General features: G+C 74.9%; 16 protein-coding genes. 12 read left to right on the top strand and 4 right to left on the bottom strand.

What is annotated here, in order from left to right; translation table 11 throughout:
• Positions 1-133: 133 nt before the first annotated feature.
• Complete coding sequence (locus tag ACQRUO_RS34085; RefSeq protein WP_428320020.1) at positions 134-1,492, bottom strand: NAD(P)/FAD-dependent oxidoreductase; 1,359 nt, start codon at positions 1,490-1,492, stop codon at positions 134-136.
• Between the two features lie 124 nt (positions 1,493-1,616).
• Here ACQRUO_RS34085 and ACQRUO_RS34080 point away from each other — a divergent pair, with 124 nt between their 5' ends.
• The 5 genes from ACQRUO_RS34080 to purB all read left to right on the top strand — a co-directional run bounded on the left by ACQRUO_RS34080 (position 1,617) and on the right by purB (position 5,784).
• Positions 1,617-2,387, top strand: coding sequence for a HipA family kinase (locus tag ACQRUO_RS34080; RefSeq protein WP_428320019.1), 771 nt, complete (start codon positions 1,617-1,619; stop codon positions 2,385-2,387).
• Entirely contained in the window at positions 2,384-2,794 is a 411-nt protein-coding gene (locus ACQRUO_RS34075) for a DUF3037 domain-containing protein (protein ID WP_428320018.1), read from the top strand. The genes ACQRUO_RS34080 and ACQRUO_RS34075 overlap by 4 nt, the downstream gene beginning before the upstream one ends.
• 154 nt (positions 2,795-2,948) lie before the next feature.
• Entirely contained in the window at positions 2,949-3,380 is a 432-nt protein-coding gene (locus ACQRUO_RS34070; protein ID WP_428320017.1) for a MarR family winged helix-turn-helix transcriptional regulator, read from the top strand.
• Between the two features lie 231 nt (positions 3,381-3,611).
• Complete coding sequence (locus ACQRUO_RS34065) at positions 3,612-4,274, top strand: TSUP family transporter (protein WP_428320021.1); 663 nt, start codon at positions 3,612-3,614, stop codon at positions 4,272-4,274.
• Positions 4,275-4,353: 79 nt separating this feature from the next.
• On the top strand, positions 4,354-5,784 hold the full coding sequence (purB, locus tag ACQRUO_RS34060) for an adenylosuccinate lyase (RefSeq protein WP_428320016.1): 1,431 nt from the start codon (positions 4,354-4,356) through the stop codon (positions 5,782-5,784).
• Positions 5,785-5,835: 51 nt separating this feature from the next.
• On the opposite strand, the gene ACQRUO_RS34055 is transcribed toward purB, so the two are convergent.
• Positions 5,836-7,326, bottom strand: a complete 1,491-nt coding sequence (locus ACQRUO_RS34055; protein ID WP_428320015.1) for an MFS transporter — start codon at positions 7,324-7,326, stop codon at positions 5,836-5,838.
• A gap of 119 nt (positions 7,327-7,445) precedes the next feature.
• Here ACQRUO_RS34055 and ACQRUO_RS34050 point away from each other — a divergent pair, with 119 nt between their 5' ends.
• From ACQRUO_RS34050 to ACQRUO_RS34035, 4 genes are all read left to right on the top strand, one after another.
• Positions 7,446-7,604, top strand: a complete 159-nt coding sequence (locus tag ACQRUO_RS34050) for a hypothetical protein (protein ID WP_428320022.1) — start codon at positions 7,446-7,448, stop codon at positions 7,602-7,604.
• 5 nt (positions 7,605-7,609) lie between these two features.
• Positions 7,610-8,071, top strand: coding sequence for a universal stress protein (locus ACQRUO_RS34045; protein WP_428320014.1), 462 nt, complete (start codon positions 7,610-7,612; stop codon positions 8,069-8,071).
• Positions 8,068-9,783, top strand: coding sequence for a SpoIIE family protein phosphatase (locus ACQRUO_RS34040; protein WP_428320013.1), 1,716 nt, complete (start codon positions 8,068-8,070; stop codon positions 9,781-9,783). The genes ACQRUO_RS34045 and ACQRUO_RS34040 overlap by 4 nt, the downstream gene beginning before the upstream one ends.
• Before the next feature lie 152 nt (positions 9,784-9,935).
• Positions 9,936-10,460, top strand: a complete 525-nt coding sequence (locus ACQRUO_RS34035; protein ID WP_428320012.1) for a universal stress protein — start codon at positions 9,936-9,938, stop codon at positions 10,458-10,460.
• Positions 10,461-10,575: 115 nt separating this feature from the next.
• On the opposite strand, the gene ACQRUO_RS34030 is transcribed toward ACQRUO_RS34035, so the two are convergent.
• Together ACQRUO_RS34030 and ACQRUO_RS34025 are read right to left on the bottom strand one after the other, a co-directional pair.
• Entirely contained in the window at positions 10,576-10,776 is a 201-nt protein-coding gene (locus ACQRUO_RS34030; RefSeq protein WP_428320011.1) for a hypothetical protein, read from the bottom strand.
• A gap of 188 nt (positions 10,777-10,964) precedes the next feature.
• Positions 10,965-12,467 (bottom strand): MFS transporter, encoded by a 1,503-nt coding sequence (locus ACQRUO_RS34025; protein ID WP_428320010.1) that lies wholly within the window; start codon positions 12,465-12,467, stop codon positions 10,965-10,967.
• A gap of 86 nt (positions 12,468-12,553) precedes the next feature.
• On the opposite strand from ACQRUO_RS34025, the gene ACQRUO_RS34020 reads away from it, so the two are divergent.
• The 3 genes from ACQRUO_RS34020 to ACQRUO_RS34010 all read left to right on the top strand — a co-directional run.
• The gene (locus tag ACQRUO_RS34020; protein WP_428320009.1) at positions 12,554-13,555 is read left to right on the top strand and encodes a helix-turn-helix transcriptional regulator; all 1,002 of its coding nucleotides are present in this window, start codon (positions 12,554-12,556) and stop codon (positions 13,553-13,555) included.
• 90 nt (positions 13,556-13,645) lie between these two features.
• Positions 13,646-14,410 carry a VOC family protein gene (locus ACQRUO_RS34015; RefSeq protein WP_428320008.1) on the top strand — a complete coding sequence of 255 codons (765 nt, stop codon included), beginning with the start codon at positions 13,646-13,648 and terminating at the stop codon, positions 14,408-14,410.
• Between the two features lie 86 nt (positions 14,411-14,496).
• Positions 14,497-14,689 (top strand): hypothetical protein (locus ACQRUO_RS34010; RefSeq protein WP_428320007.1); only part of this gene is annotated, 193 nt, incomplete at its 3' end.

The following is a 14,689-nucleotide window of genomic DNA, read 5'->3' as shown; positions in this document are numbered from 1 at the left end:
CCCCCCCCCCCCCCCCCCCCCCCCCCCCCCCCCCCCCCCCCCCCCCCCCCCCCCCCCCCCCCCCCCCCCCCCCCCCCCCCCCCCCCCCCCCCCCCCCCCCCCCCCCCCCCCCCCCCCCCCCGGGCCGGGGCCGTCAGTGCTTGGCGTGCAACGAACTGGTGTGCTCGCGGATCTGTTCCTTGGTCAGGTACGCGTCGGTGTACTCGAAGTCCCGCAGCCGGGCCGGCCGGCGGGCCAGGAAGCCGATCCGGACGAAGTCGTCGCCGGCGGTGGCGTTCATCGCCCAGTTGGCGCCCACCCGCAGCTTGGCGACGTTGGTCCGCATCGCCATCAGGTGGTAGCCGCGGGCCACCAGTTGGGCCGGCACGCCGCTCATCTCCACGCCCAACGGCTTGGACACCGCGTCCTTGCCGCCCAGGTCCACCACCAGGCCCAAGTCCTTGTGGTAGTACGGCTCCAAGGGCTGGTTGCGCAGCGCGGCGACCAGGTTGTCGGCCACCTTGCGGCCCTGGCGGGCCGAGTGCTGGGCGGTGGGCGGGCAGACCGCGCCGTCGCCCTTGGCCAGGTCCGGCACCGCCGCCGCGTCGCCGAGCGCGAAGATGCCCTCGAACTGCGGCACCCGCATCTCCGCGGTCACCGCGATCCGGCCGCGCACGGTCTCCGCGTCCAGGGTGCCGATCAGCGGGCTGGCCGCCACCCCGGCGGTCCAGATCAACGTCCGGCAGGGGAGCTTGCGGCCGTCGGTGAAGGTCACCGTGGTGTCGTCCACCTCGGCCACCGAGACGCCGAGCGAGACCTCCACGCCGCGCTCCCGCAGCACCTTCATCGCCCTGGTGCCCAGGTGCTCGCCGAGCTCGGGCATCAGCTTCGGTGCGATGTCGATCAGGTGCCACTTGATCAGCCGCGGGTCCAGCCGCGGGTAGCGGTCCAGCGCCGCGGCGGTCAGCCGGTGCAGGCAGGCCGCGGTCTCGGTGCCCGCGTAGCCGCCGCCGACCACCACGAACTGCAGCCGCGACTCGCGCTCGGCCTGGTCCAGGGTGGCCGAGGCGAGGTCCAGTTGGGCGATCACGTGGTCACGGATGTAGGCGGCCTCGGCCAGCGTCTTCATGCCGCGGGCGTGCTCGGGCAGCCCCGGGATGTCGAAGGTGCGGGTGATGCTGCCGGGGGCCAGTACCAGGTAGTCGTAGGGCTCGGTGATCACCTTGTCGGTGATCGAGCGGATGATGCAGACCTTGGCCCGCGGATCGACCCCGATCGCCCCGCCCGGGATGATGTCGGTGCGGTGCAGGGTGCGGCGCAGCGAGACCGCCACCGAGGAGGGGGTGAGCACCCCGGCCGCGACGTGCGGCAGCAGCGGCAGGTAGAGCTGGTAGCTGAACGGGGCGACCAGGGTGATCTGGGCCTCGGTCGCGGCGAGCTTGCGCTCCAGCCGGCGGGCGCACTCCAGTCCGGCGAAACCGCCGCCCACCACCAGGATTCGAGGACGTTCCATCTGTCTTCCCTGTCTTCCTCCGCGATCGGCGGGGTCCGTGTGACGGGAGGCCACGTCCCGGCCACCCTCGCACGGGCCCTGAGGGCGCGCCACCGCACGGCGGACGGATGGGTAGGGTTGGCGCGTGCTTCGTGAGGTGACGGCGGTCCGCTATGTGACGCCACTGCGAGAAGGCGGCTCGATGCCGGGCCTGGTGGCGGGCGACGACCACCGGTTGTACGCGCTCAAGTGGTCCGGTGCGGCCCAGGGCCGCAAGGCGCTGGTGGCCGAGGTGCTGGCCGGCTGCCTGGGCCGGGGGCTCGGGCTGCCGGTGCCGGAACTGGTCCGGCTGGACCTCGACCCGGTGCTGGCCCGCAGCGAGCCGGAGCAGCAGATCCAGGAGCAGATGCGGGCCAGCGGCGGGCTCAACGTCGGCCTGGCCTTCCTCAGCGGCGCGCTCAACTTCGACCCGCTCTGCTTCGAGGTGGACCCGCAGCTGGCCGCCCGGGTGCTCTGGTTCGACGCGCTGATCGGCAACGTGGACCGGTCCTGGCGTAACCCCAACCTGCTGGTGGCCGACGGGCGGCTGCACCTGATCGACCACGGCGCCAGCCTGATCTTCCACCACAGCTGGTCCGGCGCGGCGAACTGGACCCGCCGCCCGTACGACGCCGGCGACCACGCGCTGCGCCGGTTCGCCGGCGACCTGGCGGCGGCCGACGCCGAGCTGGCGCCGCGGGCGACCGATCAGCTGCTCGCCGCCGCGGCGGCCGAGATCCCGGACGAGTTCCTGCTCGACGAACCCGGCTTCGCCGACCCCGCGGCGGTGCGCGCCGCCTACGTGGCGCAGCTGTCGGCCCGGCTGGCCGGGCCGCGCGACTGGCTGCCCGAGCTCTCCGCCGAGGTGACCCGATGACCGAGCAGCTGCAGGAGCGGCCCGCCGTGGAGCGGCACGACTTCGAGTACGCGCTGATCCGCGCCGTGCCGCGGGTGGAGCGCGGCGAGTGCGTCAACGTCGGGGTGCTGCTGCACTGCCGGTGGCGCGGGGAGCTGCTGGTGCGCACCCTGTTGCCGGAGGCCAAGCTGCTGGCGCTGGACCCGCGGGTCGACCTGGTGGGGGTGGGGCGGGCGCTGCACGGCATCGAGGCGGTCTGCGCGGGTGGCGCGGCGGCCGGGCCGGCGGCGGGCGACAGTCCGGGACAGCGGTTCCGCTGGCTGACCGCGCCGCGCAGTGCGGTCGTCCAGCCGGGGCCGGTGCACACCGGGCTGACCGAGGACCCGCAGGCCGAGCTGGAGCGGCTCTTCGCGCAGCTGGTGGCCTGAGCGGCTGCCGGACCGGCGGGGCGGGCGGGACAGGCGGGACAAGAGGTACGGGCGCCGGGCAGCGGGCGAACGGACCGGGACTCCGGCAGTCCGTTGCCACGGTCAACACTGGAGTAAATGAAATGTTTATGCGTACTGTGCTCTCATGGGTTCCATGAGCACCGTCGCACCCCCGGTCAGCACCCCCGCCCTGATGGAGGCGGTGGCCGCCGTCAGCGCCGCCTACTTCGTCGACTTCGCCACCGCAGCGGGTCGGCACGGCCTCAGCTCCTCGCAGGCCAAGGCGCTGGGCGTGGTGCGCGAGCCGGTGCCGATGCGGGCGCTGGCCGGCCGGCTGGGCTGCGACGCCTCCAACGTCACGGGCATCGTCGACCGGCTGGAGTCGCTCGACCTGGCCCGCCGGGAGGCCTCGGCGGGCGACCGCCGGGTGAAGATCGTCACCATCACGGACGAGGGCCGCGAGGTGCTGCTGCGGATCCGTGCCGACATGACCAAGGCGCACCGGGCGCTGGACTCGCTCACCGACGTCCAGCGCGCCGAGCTGCTGGCGATGTGCCACCAGCTGCTGCCGCTGCTGACCGACTGAGCGGCTCCGCGGCCGGCTGCCCGAGCCGAGCCGCGCCGCCTGGCCGGGTGGAGGTTCCTCCTACCCGGCGCGCCCGATTCCTGTCGGTCCCGATCATGGACGCCACCGCCGTCCGCCTGGTTGGTTGTCGCTGTCCGGAGCCGATCGACCGAGGAGCAGGCGGTGACGCACAGCTGGGGAGCCACCCTGCTGCTCGGCGGCGTGGTGCTGGCCGGAGCCTCGGTCCAGCGGATGGCCGGGATCGGCTTCGCCCTGGTGGCCGCGCCCGCGCTGGCGCTGCTGCTCGGCGCCGGGCAGGGGGTGCTGCTGGCCAACTGCGCCGCCGGGGCGATCAGCGCGATCGGCCTGGCCGGCACCTGGCGCCGGGTCAACCCGGGCGCGATGCTGCCGCTGGTGGCCGCCGCCGCGCTGGCGGTGCCGGCCGGCGCCTGGGTGGCCGGGCACCTGCCGGAGCCGCAGCTGCTCGCCTCGATGGGCGCGCTGGTCACCGTGGCGGTGCTGCTGGTGATGCGCGGCACCCGGGTGGCCGCGCTGCGCGGGCGGCGCGGTGCGCTCGCCGCCGGGGCGGCCAGCGGCTTCATGAACGCCTCGGCCGGGGTCGGCGGCCCGGCGATCTCGCTCTACGCGGTCAACGCCGACTGGACGGTGCGCGAGTTCGTGCCCAACGCGCAGTTCTACGGCCTGCTGGTGAACCTCTTCTCGCTGGCCGCCAAGGGGCTGCCCAGGCTGGCCGGCCCGGGCTGGCTGGCGGTGGCCGCCGCGCTCGGCCTCGGCGCGGTGATCGGCGCCTGGCTGGGCGAGCGGGTGCCGGAACGGCGGGCCCGCACCGTGGTGCTGCTGCTCGCGCTGGCCGGCGGCCTCACCACGCTGGGCAAGGGCCTGCTGGAGCTGTGACCGCGGAGCCGGCTCGAGCCGCGACAGCACTGGCCCCGTCGTGTCTCCCCGCTGACCTCGACTGTTAACCTTGCGAAGCGTGAGCGCGAAGCCCCAGATCCCCAATGTCCTGGCCGCCCGGTACGCCTCGGCCACCCTGGCCCAGCTGTGGTCCCCCGAGCACAAGGTGGTCCTCGAACGCCACCTGTGGCTCGCCGTCCTGAAGGCCCAGCGGGATCTGGGCATCGAGGTGCCGGAGACCGCCGTCGCCGACTACGAGCGGGTGATCGACCAGGTCGACCTCGCCTCCATCGCCCGCCGCGAGCGGGTCACCCGGCACGACGTGAAGGCCCGGATCGAGGAGTTCAGCGAGCTCGCGGGCCACGAGCAGATCCACAAGGGGATGACCTCCCGGGACCTGACCGAGAACGTCGAGCAGCTGCAGGTCCGCCAGTCCCTGGAGCACGTGCGCGACCGCACGGTGGCCGTGCTGGTCCGGCTCGGCCGGCTCGCCGCCGAGCACGCCGAGCTGGTGATGGCCGGCCGCTCGCACAACGTCGCCGCCCAGGCCACCACCCTCGGCAAGCGCTTCGCCAGCATCGCCGACGAGCTGCTGGTCGCCTTCGCCCGGCTCGAGGAGCTGATCGCCCGGTACCCGCTGCGCGGGATCAAGGGCCCGGTCGGCACCGCCCAGGACATGCTCGACCTGCTCGGCGGCGACGCCGAGAAGCTGGCCGAGCTGGAGCGCCGGGTGGCCGGCCACCTCGGCTTCGACAACGTCTTCACCTCGGTCGGCCAGGTCTACCCGCGCAGCCTCGACTTCGAGGTGCTCACCGCGCTGGTCCAGCTGGCCGCCGCCCCCTCCAGCCTGGCCAAGACGATCCGCCTGATGGCCGGCCACGAGCTGGTGACCGAGGGCTTCAAGGAGGGCCAGGTCGGCTCCTCGGCGATGCCGCACAAGATGAACACCCGCTCCTGCGAGCGGGTCAACGGCCTCGCGGTGATCCTGCGCGGCTACGCCTCGATGACCGCCGAGCTCGCCGGCGACCAGTGGAACGAGGGCGACGTCTCCTGCTCGGTGGTGCGCCGGGTCGCGCTGCCGGACGCCTTCTTCGCCTTCGACGGCCTGCTGGAGACCTTCCTCACCGTGCTGGACGAGTTCGGCGCCTTCCCCGCGGTGATCGAGGCCGAGCTGGACCGCTACCTGCCGTTCCTGGCCACCACCAAGGTGCTGATGGGCGCGGTGCGCGCGGGCGTGGGCCGGGAGACCGGCCACGAGGTGATCAAGGAGCACGCGGTCGCCTCGGCGCTCGCGATGCGTGCCGGCGCCCGGCAGAACGAGCTGCTGGACCGGCTGGCCGCGGACGAGCGGATGCCGCTGGACCGCGCCGCCCTCGACGCCCTGCTGGTCGACCGGCTCTCCTTCACCGGCGCGGCCGGTGCCCAGGTGGCCGAGCTGGTCTGCCGGATCGAGACGGTCGCCGCCGCCTACCCGGAGGCCGCCAAGTACGCCCCCGGCGACATCCTGTAGCACCGGCATCCCGTAGTACCGGTATCCCGTAGCACCGCCGGCAGCGCCGCCTCACCGCTCGGACCCGGGGCACTCGTGCCCCGGGTCCACCGGCGGGGCGGTGTTCGCGCAGTACCAGGTGGCGTCCGGCTCGGCCGTGTGCTCGGGCGTCCGGCCCGGCACCGTGACCAGCGCCAGCAGCCCCGCCCCGGCGAGCACTCCGGCGCAGATCAGCACCGCGTCCCGGAAGGCCGCGTCCACCGCGGCCGGCTGCCGGTACTGGTCGCCGCTCAGCCGGGTGAGCAGCGGCAGCGCCGCCACCGCGAGCAGCCCGGCGGCCCGCGCCGCCGCGTTGTTCACCCCGCTGGCGATGCCGGCCCGGCGCACGTCCACCGCGGCCAGCACGGTCGCGGTCAGCGGCGCGACCAGCAGCGTCAGGCCCGCACCGAAGACCACCGCGGCCGGCAGCACGTCCGCCCCGTAGGAGGCGTGCGGGCCGATCCGCAGCATCAGCAGCACGCCCGCGGCGGCGACCAGCGGGCCCAGCGTGAGCGGCACCCGCGGCCCGATCCGGGTGCCGAGCCGCCCGGCCCGCGCGGAGAACAGCAACATCAGCAGCGTCACCGGGGCGAAGGCCACCCCGGCCACCACCGGGCTGAAGCCGGCCACCGTCTGCAACTGCACCTGCAGGAAGAAGAACACCCCGCTGAGCGCACCGTAGATCCCCAGCGTGACCAGGTTGACCGCGGTGAACAGCGGCGAGCGGAACAGCCCCAGCGGCAGCATCGGCGCCGACTCGCGCCGCTCCACCAGCACGAAGGCCATGCCCAGCAGCACGCCGGCCACCGCCGAGACCACCACCGCGGGCGACAGCCCCTCGGCCGCCGCGGTCAGCGCGTAGGTCACCCCGCCCAGCGCCAGCGCGGCGAGCAGCGCGCCCAGCACGTCGAACCGCCCGCTCGCCTGCTCGTCGCGGCTCTCCGGCACGTGGCGCAGCGTCAGCAGCACCACCAGCACCGCGACCGGCAGGTTCAGGACGAAGATCCACCGCCAGCCGGGCCCGCTCACCAGCCAGCCGCCCAGGAACGGGCCGACCGCGGTGGCCACCCCGCCCAGTCCCGACCAGGCGCCCACCGCCGCCGAGCGGTCGTCCGGGTGGAAGGTGGCCTGCAACAGGGCGAGCGAGCCCGGGGTGAGCAGCGCGCCGCCGATGCCCTGCAGCGCGCGGGCGGCCACCAGCACCCCGACGGTGGGGGCCAGCGCGCACAGCCCGGAGGCGGCGGCGAACCAGCAGACGCCGAGCACGAAGACCCGCCGCCGCCCGTACCGGTCGCCGAGCGAGCCGCCCAGCAGGATCAGCCCGGCCAGCGTGAGCAGGTAGGCGTTGACCGTCCACTGCAGGGCCGCCAGCGAGGCGCCCAGCTCCGCGCCGATGTGCGGCAGCGCCACGTTGACCACGGTGCCGTCGAGCATCGCCATGCCGCTGCCGAGCGCCGCTGCCAGTACCACCCGACGTCCCTGGGCGCTGTGCAGTCGCAGTCCGCCCGCCGGCTCCTTGGTCATCACACCGCGATCCTCCCGCAACCGGGCGGTGCGCGCCCGCCACGCTCCGGTGGCGGGCCGTCAACTGCCGGGTGAGGCTGAGGGCAGCTCCGTCCGCTGCCCAGTCAGGTGATGCCCCCATGACGCTGCCCACCGATCCGTTCGGCGACCTGTTCAGCCGCTTCTTCGGCATGAGCCCGCTCTGCTCGCCACCCGCGGTGCAACGGGCACCGATCGGCCGACCGGTGCTGCTGCCGGTCCGCACCCCGGCCCGGCCGGCCGCGAGCGGCGGGGAGTGAGCGCGATGGTGGAGCGGAAGCGGATCGTGGTCGGGATGGACGGCTCGCCGGCGGCCGCGGAGGCCCTGCGCTGGGCGCTGGGGCAGGCCCGGGCGACCCGGGCCGACGTGGTCGAGGCGGTGATCGCCTGGGAGCTGCCGGGCTACTTCGCGCTGGTCGGGGTGCTCCCGCCGCCGCCGGAAGGGCTGAACCCGGAGCACCTGGCGGCCCGGGTGCTCGAGGACGCGGTGGCCGAGGTGCTCGGCGGGGAGGACCCGCCGGTGCCGGTGGTCCAGGTGGTGCTGCCCGGGCCGCCACCGGCGGCGCTGGTCAGCCAGGCCAAGGGCGCCGAGCTGCTGGTGGTGGGCAGCCGGGGGCTCGGCGGCTTCGCCGGGGTGCTGCTCGGCTCGGTCAGCCGGCACGTGGTCGAGCACGCGCCCTGCCCCGCGGTGGTGGTCCGCGTCCCGCAGCCGGCCGCCGGCGGATGACCGACCCCCGGCCGCCGCACGTCGACCCGGTGGAGGCGATGACCGCCACCGGGCTCGGCTGCTTCGAGTGGGACCCGGCCACCGGCCGCTTCACCCTGGACGAGTGCGGCCTGGCCGTCTTCGACCTGCACCCGGACGAGTACGACGGGATGGCGGCCGGCCTGTCCCGCCGGATCCCGGTGGACGAGGTGATCCGGCTCTTCAAACTGGTCGAGGACATCCGGGCCGGGCGCAGCGACTCCTACAGCAGTTACTTCCGGATCCGGCGCCGGGACGGCTCGATGCGCTGGACCCACACCCAGGGCCAGGTGGTCCGCGACCCGGGGCGGGCCGAGGTCCGGGTGGTCGGCGTGGTGCGCGACGCCACCCAGGAGCTGTCCCACTCGGCGCTGCGCCTGATGGCCGAGGACGACCGGCAGCGCCAGGAGTCGGCGCTGCGCGAGGTGGCCCAGGCGCTCGGCGAGGCGCTGACCGTGGACGACGTGGTGACGGTGCTGACCGGTGATCAGAGCATGCGCCGACTGGGCGCCCAGGGCATCACGCTGGGCGTGGTGGACCAAGGGCGGGTGAAGCTGGTCGGTGCGGTCGGCCAGGTCAACGTCCGGGTGCGGGCGATGCACCAGGCCCGGTTGACCGAGCCGCGCCCGCTGAACGACGTGGTCCGCTCCGGCGAACCGGCCTTCTTCACCTCGCGCCAGGTCTTCCTGCGCCGCTACCCGGACCTGGCCGACCAGGTCGCCGACAGCCCGGCCACCGCCGCCGCCTTCCTGCCGCTCACCGCGCAGGGGCGCCCGATCGGCGCGCTCGCCCTGGTCTACGAGGGCAAGCGCGGCTTCACCAGCGAGGACCGCACCCTGCTGACCACGCTGGCCAGCGCGATCGCGCAGTCGCTGCAGCGGGCGATGCTGGTCGACCAGTCCCGGGAGATCGCCGCCGGCCTGCAGAACGCGATGCTGCCGCGCCACCTGCCCAGGCCCGCCGGCGGCGCGCTGACGGTGCGCTACCGCACCGCGCGCGAGGGCGTGTGGATCGGCGGCGACTGGTACGACGCGGTGCCGCTGGGGGAGGGCGAGGTCGGGGTGGCGATCGGTGACGTGCAGGGGCACGACACCGAGGCGGCCGCGATCATGGGGCAGTTGCGGATAGCGATGACCGCCTACGCCGCCGAGGGCCACAGCAGCACCGAGGTGCTGCGCCGGGCCTCGGCCTTCCTCGCCGAGCTGCGCGCCGACCGCTTCGCCACCTGCCTCTACGCCCGGGTCTCGCTCGCCACCGGCCTGGTCCGGGCGGCCAACGCCGGCCACCTGCCGCCGCTGGTGCGGCACGCCGACGGCACGGTCGACCGGATCGAGGTGGCCACCGGCCTGCCGCTCGGCCTGCCCGCCGCCTGGCTGCCGGACGGCTACCCGCCGACCGGGTTCACGCTGGCCCCGGGCGACACCCTGCTGCTGTACAGCGACGGACTGGTGGAGCGGCCGGGCGAGGACCTGGAGCTGGGGCTGGCCCGGTTGGCCGCGCTGCTGGCCGGCGGTCCGGTCGGGCTCGAGGAGCTGGCCGACCGGTTGAGCGAGACGCTGGGCGCGCGGTTGGAGGCGGAGGACGACGCCGCGCTGCTGCTGCTCCACCGCGACGGGACGGGCGGCGCGGCGGTGGGTCCGGGCGCGGAGGCTCCCGGTGTGGCCGACCCCGGGGTGGCCGACCCCGGGGTGTAGCGGATCCGTCAAGGACGGGCGGTCGGGCGTAGGGCGTGCGTCAAGGACCGGGGCGGGTGGGCCAGGTGGGGCTGCAATGGAAGGCGGGTGCCGGATCCCGGGCGTCGAAGCGGTCGGCGCGGACGGGCGGCGCGCACGGAGGGAGCGGTCGGATGACCACGGGAACGGCCGGGGAGAGAGCCCGCAGGACACGGGTCATCGTCGGCGTCAGCGGCTCGGTGAGCTCGCTGGCGGCGGTCCACCGGGCGGTGCAGGAGGCGACCCGGCGCCAGGCCTGCGGCCAGCAGGTGGAACTGGTGCCGGTGGCGGCCTGGCTGCCCTCGGACGAACCGCTGCGGCCGCTCTCCGAGCTGGCGCACGCGGCGCGCCGGCGACTGGACGTGGTCGTCGAGCAGGCCTGCGGCGGCCGGCCCGTCGGACTGCCGGTGAGCCCGCTGGTGGTGCAGGCCGAGGCCGGGCCCGCCCTGGTGGCGGTGGCCGATCGGCCCGGCGACCTGCTGGTGGTGGGGGCGGGGCGGCCGGGGCGGGTGTCGCCGCAGCGGCCCGGCTCGGTGACCCGGTACTGCCGTGCGCACGCCGGCTGCGAGGTGCTGGCGGTGTCCGCCACCGACCTGCTGCTGATCGAGCTGGAGCACGCCGTGCACGGCTGGGCCGGGCCGGCAGCGGCGGCCCGCTGATCGGGCCGCCCCACGGACGCGCCGGGTGGCTGACGGATCCTCAGCCACCCGGCGCATTTCCATACAGTTCACGAAATCACAGGAATTGCGTGAACCGGTCATTCACCGCCGGAATTCACTCGCCGGTGCTGAAGCAGTCCTCGCGACTGCCCGACTTCGAGTTGTCCCAGGTGACCATCCCGTGGCCCGCGGTACCCATGCTCATGCCGGCGAAGGAGCTGGTGTGGTGGAAGCTGTGCGCGCTGGCGCCGGTGGCGGTGCCGACGACCGCCAGGCCCGCGAGGGCGAACCCGATGAGGGCGGTGCGAATTCGCATACGTATTCCCCTTATCCGGCGGGCCGAGGATTTCGACCCGTGATGACACCGAGAATGCACCACCCGGCGGCACGACGGATAATGGCGAACCGCCTTTTCACCCTGATGGGCGCGCAACGAATTCGGCGCCCGGTCGCCGATCCGCAGGGGGATCGGCGGCCGGGCGCCGGCGCGGTGCTGAGGCGGGGTCAGCCGATCGGCGCGGGCTCCCGGTCCTGCGCGGGCGCCTGGTCCACCTCGCCCGCCGCCGCCGAGGAGGCCGCCGTCCGGCTGCGCCGCGGCAGCGCGGTCAGCAGCAGGAAGACCGCCAGCAGGCCGCCGACCAGCCACCACATCGCGTGCCCGAAGGCCCGGGTGAAGACCTCGCCGACCGGCTGGGTGGGCGCCGCCGCGTCCACCACCGAGAAGAAGGCGACCGAGACCAGCGCCAGCCCCAGCGCGTTGCCCAGCTGCTGGGTGGTGTTGATCAGCCCGGAGGCCGAGCCGGCGTGCTCGCGCGGCACCTCGGCCAGCACCGCGTCGGTCAGCGGCGCCACGATCAGCCCCATGCCGAGGCCCATCACCACCAGCGGCAGCGCCATCTGCCAGGGGTGGATGCCGGTGCCGTAGCGGTGCGCCTCACCCAGGTAGAGCAGCACGCCCGCGGCCATCACCAGCGCCCCGGCCTGCAGCACCCGGCGCCCGAACCGCGGCACCAGCGCCTGCACCGAGACCCCGGCCGCGACCGAGACGGCGATCGAGAACGGGATGCCGGTCAGACCGGCCCGCAGCGGGCTCCAGCCCAGGCCCAGCTGCATCCACAGGGTCCAGACCAGGAAGAAGATCCCGCAGACCACCCCGAAGATCAGCTGCACCGCGATGCCGCCGGCGAAGCTGCGCACCCGGAAGAGCGAGAGCTCGACCAGCGGCGAGCCGTCCTTGCGCGCCTTGAACCGCTCGTAGCGGACGAACAGGGCCAGCACCGGCAGGCTCAGGCCCATCGAGACGAAGCCCCACAGCGGCCAGCCGGCGTCCCGGCCCTGGGTCAGCGGGTAGAGCAGCATCAGCAGGCCGAGCGCGGCCAGCGCCATGCCCACCAGGTCCAGCCGCAGCCCGGCCGCGGCCCGCGACTCGCCGATGAAGCGCCGCCCGAGCAGCACCGCGGCGGCCCCGACCGGCAGGTTGATCAGGAAGATCGGCCGCCACTGCAGGCCGCCCAGGTTCCACTCGGTGAGCAGCGCGCCGAGCAGCGGTCCGCTGACCGCGCCCAGGCCCACCATGGCCCCGAACATCCCGAAGACCTTGCCGCGCTCCTCGGCCGGGAAGGTGGTGTGGATGATCGACAGCACCTGGGGCACCATCAGCGCCGCCGTGCCGCCCTGCAGCACCCGGGTCGCCACCAGCATCCCCGGGTCGGCCGCCATCCCGCACAGCGCCGAGGCCACGGTGAACCCGGTGACGCCGATCAGGAAGATCCGCTTGCGCCCGTAGACGTCGCCCAGCCGGCCGCCGGTGATCAGGCCGATCGCGAAGGCCAGCGCGTACCCGCCGGTGACCCACTGGATCGCGCTGAACGAGGCACCCAGGTCCTGCCGGATGGAGGGCACCGCGATGTTGACGATGGTCACGTCGACCAGGTCCATGAAGGACGCGGTCATCACGATGGCGAGCGCGATCCAGCGCCGCCGGTCAGGGATGGGTGGGGTGGTCATCGGTGCTCGCCTCGGCTTCCGGTCCGGCTCTTCGTGCTTTCGACGGGAACGACGCTAGACGGCATACAGGTCAGATCCTGTCCTAGATGTCCGCCATGCTGGATTCCGTGACCACCGACACCCCGGCCCGCCTGTTGAACCTGCTGTCCCTGCTGCAGACGCCGCGCGAGTGGCCCGGCAGCGAGCTCGCCGAGCGCCTCGGCGTGACCACCCGCACCATCCGCCGCGACATCGAGCGGCTGCGCGAGCTGGGCTACCCGGTCCAGGCCACGCTCGGCTCGATCGGCGGCTACCGGCTGGCGGCGGGCAAGGCGATGCCCCCGCTGCTGCTGGACGACGAGGAGGCGGTGGCGATCGCGGTCGGCCTGGCCACCGCGGCGCGCAGCGCGGTGAGCGGCGTCGAGGAGGCCTCGGTGCGCGCGCTGGCCAAGCTCGCCCAGGTGCTCCCGGCCCGGCTGCGGCAGCGGGTGGGCGCGATCGACGCGGCCACCGTGCCGCTGCCCGGCGGCGGGCCGGTGGTGGACCCGGAGCAGCTCGCGGTGCTGGCCGGTGCGGTGGCCGGGCCGGAGCGGCTGCGGTTCGACTACCGGGCGGCCGACGGAGCCCGGACCCGCCGGCTGGTGGAGCCGCACCGGCTGGTGGCCGCCGGGCGGCGCTGGTACCTGGTCGCCTTCGACAACGACCGGGACGACTGGCGGATCTTCCGGGTCGACCGGATGACCGGTGCGCAGGCCACCGGCGCCCGGGTGGTGCCGCGCGAGCTGCCGGCCGCCGACGCCGCCGCGTACGTGGCGGCCAAGCTGCGCCCGCAGGCGGACACCTACCGCGCGGTGGTGCTGCTGCAACTGCCGATCGGCGAGGCCAAGCGCCGGCTGGGCGATGCGCGGGTGGACCTGGAGCCGGTGGACCAGGTGCGCTGCCGGCTGCGGACCGGGGAGGACCCGCTGGAGTGGCTGGCCTTCCGGCTGCTGTCGCTGGGGTGCGAGTTCACCGTGGAGGAGCCGGTCGAGCTGGTGGCCCACCTGCGCCGGCTGGGGGAGCGGATCGCCCGCGCGGCCGGCAACCCGGCGGCCCCGCCCGGCGGGTGAATCCCGCACCGGCCCGGCGCGCTGCCCCGGGGGCGGCCGGCGCTGCGGGTTAGAGTCCGCACGGCCGACCGCCGACCGAGGAGGCCTCAGGTGAAGATCGACCACGTGGTCACGGGTGGGCCCTGCTGGGTCGAGCTGGGCAGCGCCGAGCCGGCGGCCGCGAAAGAGTTCTACCGCGAGCTGTTCGGCTGGCGGGCCGAGACCGATCCGCGCCCCGAGGCCGGCGGCTACACCGTGCTGCAGCTGGACGGCGCCCCGGTGGCCGCGCTCAGCCCGCTGTACGCGCCCGGGCAGCCCACCGCCTGGACGGTCTCCTTCGCGGTCGAGGACGCCGACGCCACCGCCGCCGCGGTCACCGCGGCCGGCGGCCGGGTGGTGCTGGGGCCGCTGGACGTCTTCGACGCCGGGCGGTTCGCGGTGGTGGCGGACCGCGGCGGGGCGGTCTTCTCGCTCTGGCAGCCGCGGGCGTTCCGGGGCGCCGCGGTGCTGAACCGCCCGGGCGCGCTCGGCTGGGTCGAGCTGCAGACCCGGGACCCGGCGGCGGCCTGCCACTTCTACCCCGCGGTCTTCGACTGGAGCGTCACCGCCGGCGAGCACTACACCCAGTGGGGCGTGGCCGGTGCCGACTTCGGCGGCATGACGACGCTCGGCGAGCAGGTCCCGCCCGAGGTCCGGCCGCACTGGTTGCCGTACTTCGCGGTGGCGGACGTGGACGCCGTGGTGCACCGGGCCACCGGGCTGGGCGCGCGGACCCTCCTGGGCGTGACCGACGTGCCGGACGGCCCGCGGATCGCGGTGCTGAGCGACCCTCAGGGTGCGGTGTTCGGCGTCCACTTGGCGGGCACCGAGGGCTGAGGAGTGGACGGCCGCTCCTTTCCGGTTCGAGCCGCGCCTGAGTTATCGTCGAACCATCGGTGCGGCACGGAAGGGGAGGGATGACCGTGCGGCGCAACTATGACCCCCATCGACCACGGCCCGGCCGCGCGCCGGGCCGGCTCCGACGCGGGCTGCGCAGCGCCTTCGGGCGCGATCTCGGGCCGCTGGGGCGGCCGTTGGACCGGGCGCGCAGCCGCAGCCGGCTGCTCGCGGCGGCCGGACTGCTGCTCGCCGTCCTGCTCGGCGCGGGGCTGGCCG

Origin of the sequence: Kitasatospora sp. LaBMicrA B282, from assembly GCF_050325825.1 — a bacterium.
Taxonomy (GTDB): Bacteria; Actinomycetota; Actinomycetes; order Streptomycetales; family Streptomycetaceae; genus Kitasatospora.
Note: the sequence above shows the minus strand (reverse complement) of the source record. Positions and strands in the feature narration are given on the sequence as shown.